This is a genomic window from Nesterenkonia sp. CL21 (assembly GCF_031705515.1).
GTDB lineage: Bacteria > Actinomycetota > Actinomycetes > Actinomycetales > Micrococcaceae > Nesterenkonia > Nesterenkonia aethiopica.
On sequence record NZ_JAUTWR010000004.1, the window covers coordinates 94,132 to 110,138 of the forward strand.

General features: G+C 69.8%; 12 protein-coding genes. 7 read left to right on the top strand and 5 right to left on the bottom strand.

Features of this window, described 5'->3' with window-relative positions; all coding sequences use genetic code 11:
• Positions 1 to 25: 25 nt before the first annotated feature.
• A complete protein-coding gene (gene melA, locus Q7C18_RS08510) occupies positions 26 to 1,474 on the bottom strand; it encodes an alpha-galactosidase (RefSeq protein ID WP_311025013.1) in 1,449 nt (482 codons plus the stop codon).
• Positions 1,475 to 1,556: 82 nt separating this feature from the next.
• Here melA and Q7C18_RS08515 point away from each other — a divergent pair, with 82 nt between their 5' ends.
• The 6 genes from Q7C18_RS08515 to Q7C18_RS08540 all read left to right on the top strand — a co-directional run bounded on the left by Q7C18_RS08515 (position 1,557) and on the right by Q7C18_RS08540 (position 9,852).
• Complete coding sequence (locus Q7C18_RS08515) at positions 1,557 to 2,360, top strand: helix-turn-helix domain-containing protein (RefSeq protein WP_237090011.1); 804 nt, start codon at positions 1,557 to 1,559, stop codon at positions 2,358 to 2,360.
• A gap of 76 nt (positions 2,361 to 2,436) precedes the next feature.
• Positions 2,437 to 3,732: an ABC transporter substrate-binding protein gene (locus Q7C18_RS08520; protein WP_311025014.1), complete on the top strand. Its 1,296-nt coding sequence runs from the start codon at positions 2,437 to 2,439 to the stop codon at positions 3,730 to 3,732.
• 37 nt (positions 3,733 to 3,769) lie between these two features.
• Entirely contained in the window at positions 3,770 to 5,446 is a 1,677-nt protein-coding gene (locus Q7C18_RS08525) for an MGH1-like glycoside hydrolase domain-containing protein (protein WP_311025015.1), read from the top strand.
• Positions 5,447 to 5,570: 124 nt separating this feature from the next.
• Entirely contained in the window at positions 5,571 to 6,866 is a 1,296-nt protein-coding gene (locus Q7C18_RS08530; RefSeq protein WP_085437366.1) for an ABC transporter substrate-binding protein, read from the top strand.
• A gap of 139 nt (positions 6,867 to 7,005) precedes the next feature.
• A complete protein-coding gene (locus Q7C18_RS08535) occupies positions 7,006 to 9,048 on the top strand; it encodes a beta-galactosidase (protein ID WP_311025016.1) in 2,043 nt (680 codons plus the stop codon).
• Positions 9,049 to 9,087: 39 nt separating this feature from the next.
• On the top strand, positions 9,088 to 9,852 hold the full coding sequence (locus tag Q7C18_RS08540) for a methyltransferase domain-containing protein (RefSeq protein ID WP_311025017.1): 765 nt from the start codon (positions 9,088 to 9,090) through the stop codon (positions 9,850 to 9,852).
• A 13-nt stretch (positions 9,853 to 9,865) separates the two neighbouring features.
• On the opposite strand, the gene Q7C18_RS08545 is transcribed toward Q7C18_RS08540, so the two are convergent.
• Positions 9,866 to 10,621, bottom strand: coding sequence for a DUF305 domain-containing protein (locus tag Q7C18_RS08545; RefSeq protein WP_311025018.1), 756 nt, complete (start codon positions 10,619 to 10,621; stop codon positions 9,866 to 9,868).
• 114 nt (positions 10,622 to 10,735) lie between these two features.
• Here Q7C18_RS08545 and Q7C18_RS08550 point away from each other — a divergent pair, with 114 nt between their 5' ends.
• Entirely contained in the window at positions 10,736 to 12,247 is a 1,512-nt protein-coding gene (locus Q7C18_RS08550; RefSeq protein ID WP_311025019.1) for a hypothetical protein, read from the top strand.
• 119 nt (positions 12,248 to 12,366) lie between these two features.
• On the opposite strand, the gene Q7C18_RS08555 is transcribed toward Q7C18_RS08550, so the two are convergent.
• From Q7C18_RS08555 to Q7C18_RS08565, 3 genes are all read right to left on the bottom strand, one after another.
• On the bottom strand, positions 12,367 to 13,980 hold the full coding sequence (locus Q7C18_RS08555) for an aldehyde dehydrogenase (NADP(+)) (RefSeq protein WP_311025020.1): 1,614 nt from the start codon (positions 13,978 to 13,980) through the stop codon (positions 12,367 to 12,369).
• 42 nt (positions 13,981 to 14,022) lie between these two features.
• Positions 14,023 to 14,976 carry a 5-dehydro-4-deoxyglucarate dehydratase gene (gene kdgD / locus Q7C18_RS08560; protein ID WP_311025121.1) on the bottom strand — a complete coding sequence of 318 codons (954 nt, stop codon included), beginning with the start codon at positions 14,974 to 14,976 and terminating at the stop codon, positions 14,023 to 14,025.
• 119 nt (positions 14,977 to 15,095) lie between these two features.
• Positions 15,096 to 15,986, bottom strand: coding sequence for a LysR family transcriptional regulator (locus Q7C18_RS08565; protein ID WP_070159754.1), 891 nt, complete (start codon positions 15,984 to 15,986; stop codon positions 15,096 to 15,098).
• Positions 15,987 to 16,007: the final 21 nt, after the last annotated feature.

Sequence of the window (16,007 nt, forward strand, 5' to 3'; positions counted from 1 at the left end):
GTCCTCGTCGCTGAGGGCGCATGGTTCAGCTCCGCAGCGCATCCGGCAGCAGCGCAGCGTGCGCGGTGAGCAGCTCCTCGGTCATCTCACGGATCTCCTCCACGGTGAGCAGGGCGGCAGTGAGCGGGTCCAGGGCGACGGCGTGATGGACGTGCTCGCGCGAGCCCTCCAGAGCTGCGCGCACGGCCAGCTCCTGTACGTTGACGTTGGTCCGGTTCACCGCGGCCAGCTGCGGGGGCAGATCACCGAAACGGGTGGGCCGCACCCCGGCGCCGTCCACGAGGCAGGCGACCTCCACGCAGGCTGATCCCGGCAGGTTCGTGATCACGGAGCCTTGGGAGCCGGGGGCGAATCCGGCGTCGCTGTTGGGGACGTTGCCGTGCACCACGGCCGGCCGGCCGGTGACCATCGCATTGACGATGATCGCCCCGTACTCCACTGACGGCTTCAGCTCCGCCTGCAGCTCGGCCAGCTGATCGCTGAGATCCCCGGATTCGTCATGGGCGGCACAGATCTCGTAGTAGTCCCAGCGGCTGGGGATGTACTCCTCCACCAGCTCCGGAGTCTTGCGGAAGTAGGGCAGGTATTCGGAGGCGTGGTGGCTGGACTCGGTCTGGAAGTGTCCGAAGGTCTGCATGATCGCTGTACGGACCTGCTCGTTGCCGCCCTCGTAATCGCTGGCGGCGTCAGCCTCGCCACTGTGGTCGCCGTCGTCGGCGGTCAGCGATGCCGCCGCCCGTCCGCGCCGGTGCCGGGCGCCCATGACCTCTCGCAGCCGCGGGTACAGGTCCTCCTCCCCGCGGCGGAAGGAGAGGATCCAGGCCTGGTGATTGATGCCCGCGCTGGTGAAGGTGACGTCCTCATAGGGCACGCCCAGGGTGCGGGCCAACATCCGGGTGGTGCCCTGCACGCTGTGGCACAGCCCCACGGTGCGGAGCCCCTTGGCGTTCAGGTAGGCGGTGGCCATGGCCATGGGGTTGGCGTAGTTGATGAACTGCGCGTCGGGGCACAGCTCGAGGGCGTCCTCGGCGATCGCGTCGTAGGCGGTCACGGAGCGCAGGAAGCGGAACACGCCGCCGGGGCCGAGGGTGTCGCCCACCGCCTGGTCGATGCCGTGGCGGCGGGGGATCTCGACGTCGTGCCGGTAGGACTCGATGCCGCCCACCTGGAAGGTGATGATGACGACGTCGGCGCCTCGGAGGGCTTCGCGGCGGTCGGTGGTCTGCTCGACGACGGTGGGGAACCCGTGATGCTCCACCAGGCGACGGGCCGCGCCGGCGACGCGGTCGAGCCGCTGCGGGTCGATGTCCATCAGGGCCAGCGTCGCGCCGCGCAGGGCGGGGAAGCTGACCAGGTCTCCGATAAGGCGGAAGGGGAACACGAATCCTCCGGCGCCGATGATGGCGATCCGGGGTCCTGCGGGTGCGTGCTCGATGCTGACGGGGGCGGGGGCTTCTGCTGTGATGTGGCTCATAGTTGCTACGCTAGACCGGGTGATGTTGAAGAAACTTCCGGATATCCCCCCAGATCCTCCTGGATCCTCAGCTGTGCAGGACATGCCTCCGGCGCTGTGGGTCCGGCGCGGCAGCCCCCCGGTGATGGAGCGGGCGCATCGGCATGATGATCTTGAGGTCAACATCGTGGTCAGCGGTCAGCTCGACTACCTGCTGGGCGGACGCCGGGTCAGCATCGGTCCCGGGCAGATCGCCCTGTTCTGGGCGGCCTTCCCGCATCGGCTCATCGACCCCGGTGAGGCGGACGTCTGCTGGGTGCACCTGCCGCTGAGCACCGTGCTCAGCTGGGGGCTGGGTGAGCGGGACATCGGGATGCTGCTGCGGATGCAGCCTGTGGTGGTGCCTCTGGAGGACGTGCCGGTGCGCGCCGTCGACCTCTTCGAGGTGTGGCGCACCGAGCTTGCCGGCGACGACGCCGAGATCGCCCTGCTGGAGGCGCAGGCGCTGGTGCGCCGGGTGCTCGCCTGCCACCGTGCGGGCACGGAGCCCTCGCCGTCTGCGCCGGGCCAGGGTGCGGCCGAGCATGCGGTGGTCATGGCGCGCTTCCTGGCCACCCATCACCGCCGTCCCGTCACCGTGGCCGACGCCGCCGGGGCCGCCCACCTCTCGCCCACCTATGCGATGGGCGTGTTCAAGAAGGTGCTGGGCATGACCGTGGCCGACTATCTGACCATGTGCCGGCTGGCGGAGGCCAAACGCCTGCTGCTGACCACGGACTGGTCCGCCGCCGACGTCGCCCATGCCGCCGGCTTCTCCTCGCAGAGCAGCTTCTACGTGCACTTTCGGCGCGACGCGGGCACCTCGCCTTCCGGGTATCGCCGGCGGTATGACTCCATGCCGGACTGACATGCTGGGCGGCGTTGACCGTGACATGGGCCACTCATAGTCTTATGGAACGATTAAATCCCGAGGAAGGCCCGCCATGCCCCGGCACGTGTCCCATCTCTTCTCACCTCGCGGGCTCCGGAGCGTCGCCGCCTGCGGAATCGGCGCCCTGGTGCTGACCTCCTGCTCCGCAGGGGACGCCGGCACCGCCGACGGCGACGTCGACCTGCGATTCTCCTGGTGGGGCAGCGGCCTGCGCATGGAGCAGACCGAGGCCATCATCGACGCCTTCGAACAGGAGCATCCGCACATCAGCATCGAGGGCTCGTACTCGGACTTCGGCGGCCACTGGGAGCAGCTGGCCACGCAGACCGCCGGCGGCGACGCCCCCGACATCATCCAGATGGACGACAAGTACCTGCGCGAATACGCCGACCGCGGCGCGCTGCTGGATCTCACCGCCGTGGACACCTCCGGCATCGACCAGGATGCCGTGGACAACGGCCGCACCGAGGACGGGCTCTTCGGCATCACCACGGGCATCAACTCGCTGGCTCTGGGGGCGAACCCCGAGCTCTTCGCCGAGGTGGGGGTGGAGATGCCCGACGACGAAGCCTGGACCTGGGAGGACTTCGCCGCAATCACCGAGGAGCTCAGTGCGAACCTCGACGACGCCTACGGCACCAACGAGACCAATGAGCCCGGCGGCTTTCAGGTCTGGCTGCGTCAGCAGGGCCAGCACCTGACCACCGACGAGGGAGAGCTGGGATTCGAGGCCGACGACCTCGCCGAGTACTACGACTACTGGCTGGATCTCCTGCACGCCGGGGCCATGCCTCCGGCCGGAGTCATGGCGGAGAACCGCGGCGCCGACCCGGAGCAGCAGCTCATCCACACCGGGCGGGTGGCTCTGGCGCCGATGTGGACCAGCTCGCTGGCCGGGATCTCCGAGTCCGCAGGAGTGGACATGGAGCTGCTGCGCTTCCCCAGCCGCACCGGCAGTGCGGAGAACAACGGGCTCTGGTACAAGTCCTCCATGTTCCTCTCCGCGTCCTCCCAGACCGAGCACCCGGAGGAGGCGCAGCTGTTCATCGACTTCATGGTCAACGACGTCGACGCCGGCCTGCTGGGCCTCACCGACCGGGGCCTGCCGGCCAACCCGGCGGTGCGCGAGGCGGTCCTGGACGCCATCGACGGTCAGGACCTGGTCTCAGCCGAGTTCATCGCCGACATCGAGGACGAGCTCGCCGGGCCCGAACCGGTGCCTGCGCTGGGATTCTCCGCACTCCAGGAGATCATGATGCGCTACGAGGACGAGCTGTACTTCGAGCGGCTCACCCCGCAGGAGGCGGCCGAGCGCGTCCATCAGGAGATGGAGGGCGTCCTTGACTGAGGTGTCCGGGCCTGAGGCGTCTGTGCCTGAAGTCTCCGTGCCTGAACTCTCCGTGCCTGAGCTCTCTCCGCCCGCGGCGCAGGCGCTCGCCCGCCTGCGCGAGGCTGACCGATCCGCTCTCTCCTCCGCGCTCGCGGAGGGACTGGCCGCCACCGGGGCGGGCTTCGCCGCCGTCGGGGGCCCGCTGCAGGAGAGGTGGGGCCAGGCGCTCGCGGACCTGGACGCCTGCCTCCGGGAGCAGCGTGGGGTCACCGTGCTGCATGAGGGCGGGGCGTACGACGGCGCCTGGGTCGAGTCCACCGGCACCATCAGTGCCGAGGTGCTCTCTCGGTTCGCCCCGCAGGCCGCCGCCGACACCTTCGCCCTCTTCGCAGAGCACCAGCGCGGCGACGGGCTCATCCCCTATAAGGTCACGCGGGACGGTCCGGCCTTCAGTCAGATCCAGATGGTCACCCCGCTGGCCCGCTCCGTGTGGACCCACCACCGCCTGCACGCCGAGAGCACCGCGTGGCTGCGCCGGATGTATGAGGCGATGTCCGCGCACGACGCATGGCTCGCCGCGCACCGGGACACCCGCGGCACCGGGGCGGTGGAGGCCTTCTGCACCTTCGACACCGGCCATGACCTGTCCCCGCGGTTCTGGTTCGCCCCGGACCGATGCCTCGGCGGCGAGGCTTCCCGCTGCGACCCCGAGGCGCCGGGGGTGCCGTACATCGCCCCGGACCTCACGGCGAACGTGGCCTGCCAACGGACCTATCTGGCCCAGATCGCCGAGGAGCTCGGGGAGGACCCGACGCCGTGGCGGGCGGCCGCCGCCGCCAGCGGGGAGGCGCTGTTCGCCCACTGCTGGGATTCCTTGGACGCCGCCTTCTACGACCTCGACGCCGCGGGGCAGCCGGTGCGGGTGCTCAGCGATGTGCAGCTGCGCGTCATGGCCTGCGAGATCGGCGACGACGACCTCTTCGCCGAGGTGCTGCGCCGCCACCTGTTCGCCACCTCCCGGTTCCTGTCCCACTACGGGCTGACCTCCCTGGCCATGGACGACCCTCGTTTCGACGGCGACCACACCCGCAACTCCTGGGCTGGGCCGGTGAACATGCTCACCATGATCCGGGCGCCGCATGCCTTCGAGCATCACGGCCGTCCCGCCGAGCTGGCCGTGCTCCTCAAGCCCGTGCTCACCGCGCTGGCCGTCGCGGACCGCTATCCGCAGTGCCTGGACCCGTGGAGCGGGGAGGCCGGCTACACCTCCCGCTACTCCCCGGCGGCGCTGTGGCTGCTCGACGCCGTCGAGCGCCTCTGCGGCATCCTGCCGATGCCCTCCGGCGGCTTTGCGGTCACATCCCTGGCGCCGACCCGACTGGAGCTCGGCGCCGCGGCCGAGGCGGTGGCCGCCTCCCGCAGGCTGGGCGGGGTGACCTGGGAGGCCGTGTCCGACGACACCGGCACCGTGCTGCTGCGCGACGGGGCGGAGCATCTGCGGATCCCGCGCGGTTGGCGGGCCGAGCTGACCGAGGACGGCACGCTCACCGCCGTCGTCGGGGTCGCTCCACGGCCGGTGACAGGGCGGCTGACGGGACCGGGCGCGCCGGGCGCCCCGGACGGCGCAGCAGGTGGCGGTGAGCTCACCCTGGCTCCGGATGAGCGGGTGCGCTGGGCCGAGGGGGTCGTCGTGGGCCGCGGCGGACCGACGTTCATCGCTCCCCGAGCGTGAGGGGCGTCTCGGACGGCGCTTTCCCGGGCGTATTGACAGGTGAGTGGGATCACATCTATCGTGAGAAAAAATCGTTTCAATTCTCTGGGACGAGTTGCACCCCCTCACCTAGACGGAGAATCCCATGCCCCTCACCGGATCCCACCTGTCCGGCCGCATCGGCCGCTTCACCTCGCTCGCCGCGGCGGCCACCGTCGGCACCCTGGCCCTGACCTCCTGCGGCGGAGGCGGCGACGACGACGGCGACGTCGAGCTGCGCTTCGCCTGGTGGGGTTCCGACTCCCGTCATCAGGCCACCCAGGAGATCATCGACGCCTTCGAGGAGCAGAACCCCGGCATCACGGTCACCCCGGAGTTCGGCGACTGGTCCGGCTACTGGGACCAGCTGGCTACTCAGACCGCCGCCGGCGAGATGCCCGACATCGTCCAGATGGACGACGCCTACCTGCGCGAGTACGCCGACCGTGGTGCCCTGCTGGACCTCGACCAGGTGGACACCTCCGGGCTGGACCCGGACGTGGTGGAGAACGGTCGCACCGAGGACGGGCTGATCGGCATCACCACCGGCATCAACGCCATGGTGATCATGGCCAACCCGGACGTCTTCGACGAGGCCGGGGTCGAGATGCCGGACGACTCCACCTGGACCTGGGACGACTACCTGGAGATCACCTCCACCATCACGGAGAACGTGGACGGCGTCTATGGCGCCACCGGCCCGGGCCAGCCTGCGGACCTGCAGATCTGGCTGCGGCAGCAGGACAAGAACCTCACCACCGAGGACGGTGAGCTCGGCTTCGAGGAGTCCGACGCCGCCGAGTACTTCGAGCACCTGCTCGAACTGATGGAGGAGGGCGGCTACCCGCCGGCCTCGGTGATCGCGGAGGACCAGACCCCCGGTCCGGACGAGTCCATGACCGCCTCCGGCGAGGTCGCCATGGGCATGTGGTGGACCAACCAGCTGGCGGCGATCTCCGGGGCCGCAGGCGCGGACATGGTGCCGCTGCGCATGCCCTCCCACACCGGCAGTGCCGAGGACAACGGCATGTGGTTCAAGTCCACCATGCTGATGTCGGTGGCCTCCACCACCGATCACCCGGAGGAGGCCCAGCAGTTCGTGGACTTCATGATCAACTCCGAGGAGGCCGGCGAGGCCAATCTGACCGACCGCGGTCTGCCCACGAACCTGGACGTCCGGGACGCCGTCGTCGACCAGATCGACGGCGCCGACCTGACCTCGGCTGAGTTCATCGAGGAGATCGACGCCGAGATCGGCGACCCCGAGCCGGTCCCCGCCATGGGCTTCTCCGGGATGCAGCAGATCCTTCAGCGCTACGAGCTGGAGGTCTTCTTCGAGCGGCTCTCCCCGGAGGACGCCGCCTCCCAGATGATGTCCGAGATGGAGAACGAGCTGCGCTGACCCTTCCGCGCTGACCTGTCCTCGCTGATCAGGCGTTTCGTCCCCGTCGTCTTCGCGTGTCCCCGTGGGTTTCCATGGGGACCCGCGAAGACGACGGGGACTGACGCACATCCGGCCCCACCACCAGGAGATGAGACGCATGACCGCCTCGGAGCACGACACCACCGCCCGCGATGAGTCCACCCGCCTCGGCTGGCCCGCCGTCCACGGCCTCGCCTACGGCGGCGACTACAACCCCGAGCAGTGGCCCCAGGACGTCCGGGAGGAGGACGTCGAACTCATGGGGCAGGCCGGGGTGAACCTGGTCAGCGTGGGAATCTTCTCCTGGGCCATGCTCGAACCCCGCGAGGGCGAGTATGACTGGGGCTGGCTCGATGACGTTCTGGACCGTCTCCATGCGCAGGGGGTCTCCGCGGCGCTGGCCACCGCCACCGCCTCGCCCCCGCCGTGGCTGACCCACCGTCACCCGGAGATCCTGCCGCAGGATGCCGACGGCACGATCCTCTGGCCGGGTGCACGGCAGGCCTATTCCGTGTCCTCCCCGGTCTTCCGCGAGTATGCGCTACGGATGACCCGGGCGATCGCGGAACGCTATGCACAGCACCCGGCCCTGGCCCTGTGGCATGTGGACAATGAGTTGGGCTGCCACAACGCCCATGACTTCTCCGACGACGCCGCGGCGGCCTTCCGCGCCTGGCTGGAGGCCCGGTACGGCACGGTGGAGGAGCTCAACGCCGCCTGGGGGACGGCGTTCTGGTCCCAGCGGTACAGCAGCTTCGAGGAGGTCCTGCCGACGCGCAGGGCCCCGATGTTCGTGAACCCCACCCAGCAGCTGGACTTCCATCGGTACTCCTCGGACGAGTTCCTGGCCTACTTCCGGGAGATGAGGGCCATCCTGCGGGAGGTGACCCCGGGCGTCCCGGTGACCACGAATTTCATGTGCACCACCCGGTCCAAGACCATGGACTACTTCTCCTGGGCCGCAGAGATGGACGTCATCGCCACCGACCACTACACGATCGCCGACGACGACGAGCGGCACATCGAGCTGGCCTTCAGTGCGGACCTGACCCGCGGTGTGGCCGCAGGACGCCCCTGGATGCTGATGGAGCACTCCACCAGTGCGGTGAACTGGCAGCTGCACAACCGCACCAAGTCCCCGCAGGAGATGCTGCGGGACTCGCTGGGGCATGTGGCCCGCGGGGCGGATGCGGTCATGTTCTTCCAGTGGCGGCAGTCGGCCGCCGGGGCGGAGAAGTACCACTCGGCGATGGTCCCGCATGCCGGCCCGGACTCCGACGTCTTCCGCACCACCGTCCGGCTGGGGGAGGCGCTGCGGGCCCTGGAGCCGGTGAAGGGGTCCACCGTGCGGGCGCAGGTGGCGCTGGTGTTCGACTATGAGGCCTGGTGGGCCTCCGAGCTGGACTCGCACCCGCGCAATGACTTCTCCTACCCGGAGGAGGTCATGCACCTCTACCGGGCGCTGTGGCTGGCCGGGATGACGGTCGACGTCGTCCATCCCTCCGCCGACATCTCCGGCTACCGTGCCATCGTGGTGCCCTCCCTGTATCTGGTCCGGGATGAGCACGCGCAGGCGCTGGCCGACGCCGCCGAGGCTGGAGCGTCGGTGCTGATCAGCTTCTTCAGCGGCATCGTGGACGAGCACGACGCCGTCCGGCTGGGCGGCTACCCCGGGGCGTTCCGTGAGCTGCTGGGCATCCGCACCGAGGAGTTCTGGCCGTTGCAGGGCGCGGAGTCCCACGCCCTCCACGGCGGCGGCCGTGGCGAGTTCTGGGCGGAGAACACCCATCTGGAAGGAGCGGCTGAGGTGCACACCTGGGCCGAGGGCCCGTTGGCCGGGCGGCCGGCGGTCACGCGTCGTCCGGTGGGCCAGGGTGCGGCCTGGTATCTGGGCACCCGCCCCGACGCGGAGACGCTGCAGTCCCTCGTGGGCCGGGTGCTCGATGAGGCCGGCGTGGCGGCTGAGGCCGAGGCGCCGGAGGGCGTCGACGTCGTGCGGCGCCACGGCGAGGACGGAGCGACGTACCTCTTCGTGCTCAATCACACGGCGCAGGACGCCGTCATCGGCGCCGACGGCCGTGAGCTGATCACCGGCGCCGAGGTGGCGGGAGACCTCACCGTGCGGGCGGGGGAGGTCGCCGTCGTCGCGGAGGGTTGCTAAGGTTCCGGCACGGCCACGCGAGTGCCGCAAGGAGGCGCCATGGACCTGCCGGAGAGCTTCGTCATCCGCGAGTCGGGCTCACGCATCCTCAATCCTCTGGACCCGGCCAAGCTGGACCAGCTCGGCCGCTCCCTGCGTCTGCCGCCCGGCAGCCGCCTGCTCGATCTGGCCTGCGGCAAGGGGGAGGCGCTGTGCACCTGGGCGCGTGATCTCGGGTTCACCGGCACCGGCGTGGACATCAGTCGGGCGTTCTTGGCCGACGCGGAGGCTCGTGCGGAGGAGCTCGGCGTCGCGGAGGCGGTGCGCTTCGTGCACGGGGACGCCGCCGAGCACGTCGCGGAGGAGCCGGTGGAGGTGGTCTCCTGTCTGGGGGCCAGCTGGATCGGCGGTGGCGAGAGCTGGGAGACCCACGTGAGCGGCACGGTGGCCCTCATGCGCCGCAGCCTGGCCCCGGGCGGGATGCTGCTGCTCGGTGAGCCCTGGTGGCGCAGGGTCCCGGAGACGCGGGAGGCGTTGGACGGATGCTACGCGAGTTCCGTGGAGTCCTACGCGGAGCTTCCTGCCTTGCTGGATCTCCTGGACCATGAGGGCTTGGACGTCGTGGGCGCCACTGTGGCGGATCCGGACAGCTGGGACCGCTACGCCGCTCCGCAGTGGCTCTCGGTGCGACGCTGGTTGGACCGTCATCCGCATCACCCGCTGGCCGACGAGATGCGGGAGGATCTCTCGGTCGCCCCGCGGCGCCATCTGCTGCACCAGCGCGAGCATCTGGGCTGGGGTGTCTTCACTCTGATGCCACGGTGAGGCGGCCCTGACCTCAGAGCTCGTCGAGCAGCTGCTCCAGCCGGGAGATCTCCGCGGTCTGGTCGGAGTGGACGTGGCCGGCCAGCTCCTGGACGGCCAGGTCGATGCCGTGCGCCTGGGCACCTTCGCTCATCTCCAGGGCGCCCTCATGGTGGACGATCATGCCTTCGAGGAAGAGGCGGTCGAACTCCTCGCCCTCGGTCTGCCGCAGCGCGGTCATCTCCTCCTGGCTGAGCATCCCCGGCATCGGGGTTTCGCCGTGGGAGTGGGTGTCCGGCGAGGGGATCTCGCCCTCGGCGACCTCCCGGGCCTCCTGGGGGACCGGCTGGTCGCGGGCCTCCAGCCAGTCCGCCATGTAGCCGATCTCGCCCTTCTGGGCCAGGTGCATCCGTTCGGCGAAGGTCTTCAGCTGCTCGGACTCTGCGCGGGCCGGGACCAGGGCGGTCATCTCGAGGGCCTGGGCGTGATGGGCGATCATCATGGTCATGAACTCCGCGTCCACGTCATTCCACTCGTCGCTGAGGCCCTGTACGCCCTCATAGTCCTCCGGGTCCACCCGCTCGGTGTCCTCGCCGGGCCCGGAGGGCAGCAGGACCGAGGACGACGGCGCGGCCGCCTCCTCGGGCTCCGGGCCCTCGTTCCCGCAGCCGGCGAGGGCGAGTGCGCCGCCCAGCAGCGCTGCGCACAGGGCCGTCCGCGGCCGGTCAGATGTCGGCCGTACGGCCGTTCCTTCGCGCTGACCTGGGGTGATGCGGGCGAGGCGTGTCACAGAGAAATCTCTCCATCGATAGGTGATCAGGCGAACAAATATGTCGTCAACCCTAGACCTGAAGCAGTTGATTCGTAATACTACCTCTATCCGATCTAGGAGGTGTTGACGCCCGTGCGTCTTCCACGAATCACTCGACAACAGGCGAAGGCTGGGGCGGGGGCGACCATGTCCGTGCTGCTGGCAGGAGCTGTCCTGTCCCTGTCGGCCCCTCTCGCCGCCGCCACTCCGGACGACGGTTCCACCGTCCCCGAGGACGCCTTCAATGAGGACTTCTTCAGCGAGGAGGAGGTCAGCGAGGAGGCCTTCGACGAGGAGGAGGTCATCGAGCGGCTGAACCAGCTGGAGAGCGGCCCCGGGGAGCCCGACGTCGGGCCCGGCGAGGTGGCCAGCCACAATATGGAGCACCTGAGCAACGTCCCGAAGAATGGGCCGCTGCAGTCCACCGGCTCCGACATCGCCTTCCAGGGCGAGTACGCCTATGTGGGCAACTATGACGGCTTCACCGTCTACGACCTCGCCGACCCGGCGAACCCCGAGCAGCTGGTGCAGGTCCACTGTCCGGGCCCGCAGAACGACGTCTCAGTCTACAAGGACGTCCTGGTGCTCTCTGTGGATGCCCGCATGGAGGACGACACCTGCGGCGCCGACCGCACCTCCGACACCGAGGAGTACTGGGAGGGCCTGCGGATCTTCGACATCAGCGACCCTGCCGAGCCGGAGTACGTGAAGGCTGTGGAGACCAAGTGCGGCTCCCACACCAACTCGCTGGCGCCCTCGAAGAACGGCAACATGCTCTACGTGTACGTCTCCTCGTACTCGCCGAACCCGGCGCTGGCGAAGTGCCAGCCCCCGCACGACCTGATCTCCGTGGTGCAGATCCCGGTCAACGCCCCGCACGCCGCAAAGGTGGCCTCCGAGCCGGTGCTGTTCCCCGACGGCGGCTATGAGGGTGACGACCGCGGCGGATACACCGAGACCAGCGGCTGCCACGACATCACCACATACATCGAGCATGACCTGGCCGCCGGCGCCTGCATGGGCGACGGCATCCTGATGGACATCTCGGACCGCAAGCAGCCGAAGGTCATCAGCCAGGTGCGCGATGTGGAGAACTTCGCGTTCTGGCACTCGGCGACGTTCAACAACGACGCCAGCAAGGTCGTCTTCACCGATGAGCTCGGGGGCGGCGGCTGGGCCACCTGCACCGAGGAGTTCGGCGAGACCCTCGGCGCGAACGCCATCTATGACATCGTCGACGGTGAGCTGGAGTTCGCCTCCTACTACAAGATCCCGCGCATCAACTCGGAGAACGAGAACTGCGTGGCGCACAACGGGTCGCTGATCCCGGTGGAAGGCCGCGACCTGATGGTGCAGTCCTGGTACCAGGGCGGCATCTCGGTGTTCGACTTCACCGACTCGGCGAACCCGGAGGAGATCGCCTGGTTCGACCGCGGTGAGGGCATCAGCGACGGTGGCACCTGGTCGTCGTACTACTACAACGGCTACGTGTACTCCTCGGACCTGTCCATCGGCTTCGACACGTTCCAGCTGGACCCGTCCATCGACGGTGACGCCCGCCGGGACCTGCCGGAGCTGAACCCGCAGGGTCAGGAGAGCTTCTGATCACCCCTGACTGATCCACCCCTGGCTGATCACTCGTGACTGATCAGCGCTGACCTGCACAGACGGAAGCGCCGAGCCGGATCACCGGCTCGGCGCTTCTGCGTGTGGGGAGGGTGGGGTCAGCCGTTGAGCTGGATCTGCCCGTCCACCCGTCGGTTGAGGTGCCACGGGTTGGCGGCCTGCACGGGGGCGGGCAGCAGCTCCTCGGGAAGGTTCTGGTAGGCCACGGGGCGCAGGAACCGCTCGATCGCCAGCGTGCCCACGCTCGTGGTCCGGGAGTCGGAGGTCGCGGGGAAGGGACCGCCGTGGACCATCGCGTGGCCCACCTCGACACCGGTGGGCCAGCCGTTGGCCAGGATGCGCCCGGCCTTCTGCTCCAGGACCGGCACCAGGGGCCGGGCGGTCTCGTGGTCGCCGTCGGTGAGGTGCAGGGTGGCGGTGAGCTGCCCCTCCAGGCGACCGGCCGCGGCCAGCAGGTCCTCGACGCCGTCATAGCGGACCACCAGGGAGGCCGCGCCGAAGATCTCCTCGTGCAGCACCGGGTTGTCCAGGAACTGCGCGGTGGTCGCGCTGAACACCACCGGGGCAGGGGCGTTGGCGCCCTCGCCGGTGCTGCCGCGGCCGACCAGCGCCACGCCGGCCTGCGCACCCAGCTGCTCCACGCCGGCGTTCCAGGATTCGGCGATGGACCGGGTGAGCATGGTCTGGCCGCTGTGCCCGGCGGCGGCTTCACCGACGGCGGCGACGAAGGCGTCACCGGCCTCGCCGGTCGGCACGAAGACCAGGCCCGGGGAGGTGCACAGCTGGCCGGAGGATCCGGTCACGGAGGTCAGGTAGGCGGAGGCCAGGCTCTGCACGGACTCCGGGCCGCCGGAGAGTGCGCCGTCGAAGAGGAACACCGGGTTGATGGAGCTCATCTCCGCGTACACCGGGATCGGCACCTCCCTCGCCGCGGCGGCCTTCATCAGGGACACCCCGGCTGCACGGGAGCCGGTGAAGCCCACCGCCTGGATGACCGGGTCGGAGGCCAGCGCCTGGCCGATGGAGGCGCCGGGTCCGTAGATCAGGGAGAACACTCCGGGGTGCAGGTCGAAGGCCGCGACGGCGTCGGTGATGGCCCGGCCCACCAGCTCCGAGGTGCCGGGGTGGGCGTTGTGGGCCTTGAACACCACGGGGCAGCCGGCGGCCAGCGCGGAGGCGGTGTCGCCGCCGGCGGTGGAGAAGGCCAGCGGGAAGTTGGAGGCGCCGAAGACGGCCACCGGCCCCAGGGGGATGCGGCGCTGGCGGACGTCCGGCTTCGGCAGCGGGCTGCGCTGCGGGTCCGGGGTGTCCAGCCGGGCGCCCCGGAAGTCGCCCTGACGCACGACGGCGGCGAAGAGCCGCAGCTGGTTCACGGTGCGTCCTCGTTCGCCCACCAGGCGGGCCTCCGGGAGGCCGGTCTCCGCCATCGCGCGGGCGGTGAGCTCCTCACCGAGCGCGTCGATGTTCGCGGCGACCTGCTCCAGGAAGGCGGCGTGGGTCTCCGGGGCGAGCTGGGAGAAGCTCGGGTACGCCTCGGCGGCCGCGCCGGTGGCCTCGGCGAGCTGGGGCTCGTCAATCAGCGAATAGCCGGGTTCGAGTGCCTCATCGGTGGAGGGGTCGAAGCCGGTGACGGTGCGGCCGGTGCCGGCCACGGAGCGTCCGGCGATGATCGACTGCCCGGTGAGGGCGGTTGCGGTGGTCTGTGCGGTCATGCTCAGCTCCTTGTGGGTGCGTGGCGTCTGATGTCGATCCTCTCAGACGGCGGAGAGGGCGGGGGAGGGGTTCGCGGGGCGGACTCCGGCGGCGTCGATCAGGTCGCGGAGGTCCTGCAGGTCGCCCTCTGTGAGGTCCTGCAGCGGCGGGCGGACCGGGCCGGCGTCGCGTCCCACGGCCTTCAGTCCGCCCTTGACGATGGAGACGCCGTAGCCCTTCACCCGGTCTCGGATCTCCAGGTACGGCAGCACGAAGCGGGTGAGCTTCTCGGTGACGGCGGCGCGGTCCTGGCGGCGCACGTCGGCGTAGAACTCCAGGGCGAACTCGGGGACGAAGTTGTACATGGCCGAGGAGTAGGTGCTCATGCCCAGCTGCAGCATCGGCAGGGCGAAGGTCTCGGCGGTGGGCAGTCCGCCCAGGTAGAAGAGCCGGTCGCCGTTGGCGGCGACCACCTTCGTGACGGCCTCGATGTCACCGGTGGCGTCCTTGAAGCCAATGAAGTTCTCGTGCTTCTCCGCCAGCCGGGCGACGGTCTCGGCGGAGTAGACCGCATTGGCGCGGTTGTAGACGATCACGCCGATGTCGGTGGCGGAGCAGACGGCGTCGACGTGGGCCTGCAGGCCCTGCTGGTCGCATTCGGTGAGGTAGGGCGGAAGCAGCAGCAGCCCCTGGCAGCCGGCGGCCTCGGCGGCCTGCGCGTTGGCCACGGCCTGGGAGGTGGACCCTCCGGCGGAGCCGAGCACCGGCACGTGGGCGCCGGCCTCCTCCACCGCGAGCCGCACGACCCGGGCGTTCTCCTCACCGGAGAGGCTGAAGCCTTCGCCGGTGCCGCCCGCGGCGAACAGCCCGGCCACGCCCTGGCGCGCCTGCCAGTTCAGGTGCTCGCGGTACGCGTCCTCGTCCAGGGCGAGGTCCTGGGTGAAGGCGGTGACGGGGAAGGAGAGCAGGCCGTCCTTGAGGTGCTCGGCGAGCTCGAAGGGGGTGAACTGCTGGATGGAGTGCTGGGACACGGGGGGCCTTCCTGGATCGGGATGCGGCGAGCACCGGGGGCGACTCGTGACCTTCACTGTAGGAAGGCGGTCAGCCGGGCGTCCAAGGCCGCTTCGGCATGAGCTCATGTTGAGCTGACATGACCGTCGAGGGCGGCCAGGAGGCGGTGCAGGGCAGGGTTGCGCTGACCCCTGCGCCAGATGGCATGGAGCTCGACGACGTCGGTGGTCTGGTCGGCCAGCGGCAGGTGGGTCACCCCGGCGACGCCCAGGCGCTGGGCGGAGGCGGGCACCAGGGCCACGCCGCGGCCGGCGGCGACCAGGGACACCATGGTGAGGATCTGGCTGACGGTGTGCACCACATTGCCGTGTTGGATGGGCACATTGCGGATGGCGAGGTCGTAGAAGTACCGAGCCTTGGTGGGGGAGTACATGATCAGCGGGACCTCGCGGAGGTCGGCCCCGGCGACGGGCCGGTCCAGGGCGGCCAGCGGGTGGCCCTCCGGGACGACCAGCTCGAGGGCTTCGGAGAGCAGCAGGCGGGACTCGAAGAGCTCATGGTCGATGGGCGGGCGGGCCAGGCCCAGGTCGATCTCGCCGTTGACCAGCGAGTCGACCTGTTCCCGGGTCACCTGTTCCCGCAGGTCGACGTCGACGTCGGGCAGCTGCTCGGAGAGGGTGGAGAGCAGGGTGCCCAGCACGGAGAATCCGGACGCGGCGGTGAATCCGATGCGCAGCACGCCGGCCTGACCGCGGGCGATGCGCCGGGCGGTCAGAGGCGCCTGCTCCGCGGAGACCAGCAGCTTGCGGGCGTCGGCGAGGAAGGCCTTGCCGGCGGTGGTGAGGGCGACCTTGCGGTTGTCGCGTTCGATGAGCTGCACCCCGACCGTCTTCTCCAGCTTCTGGATCTGTCGGCTCAGCGGCGGCTGGGTCATGTTGAGGCGCTCGGCGGCGTGGCCGAAGTGCAGCTCTTCGGCGACGGCGACGAAGCTGCGGATCTGGTCCAGCGTGAACACTATGCACTCCAAGTATTGATC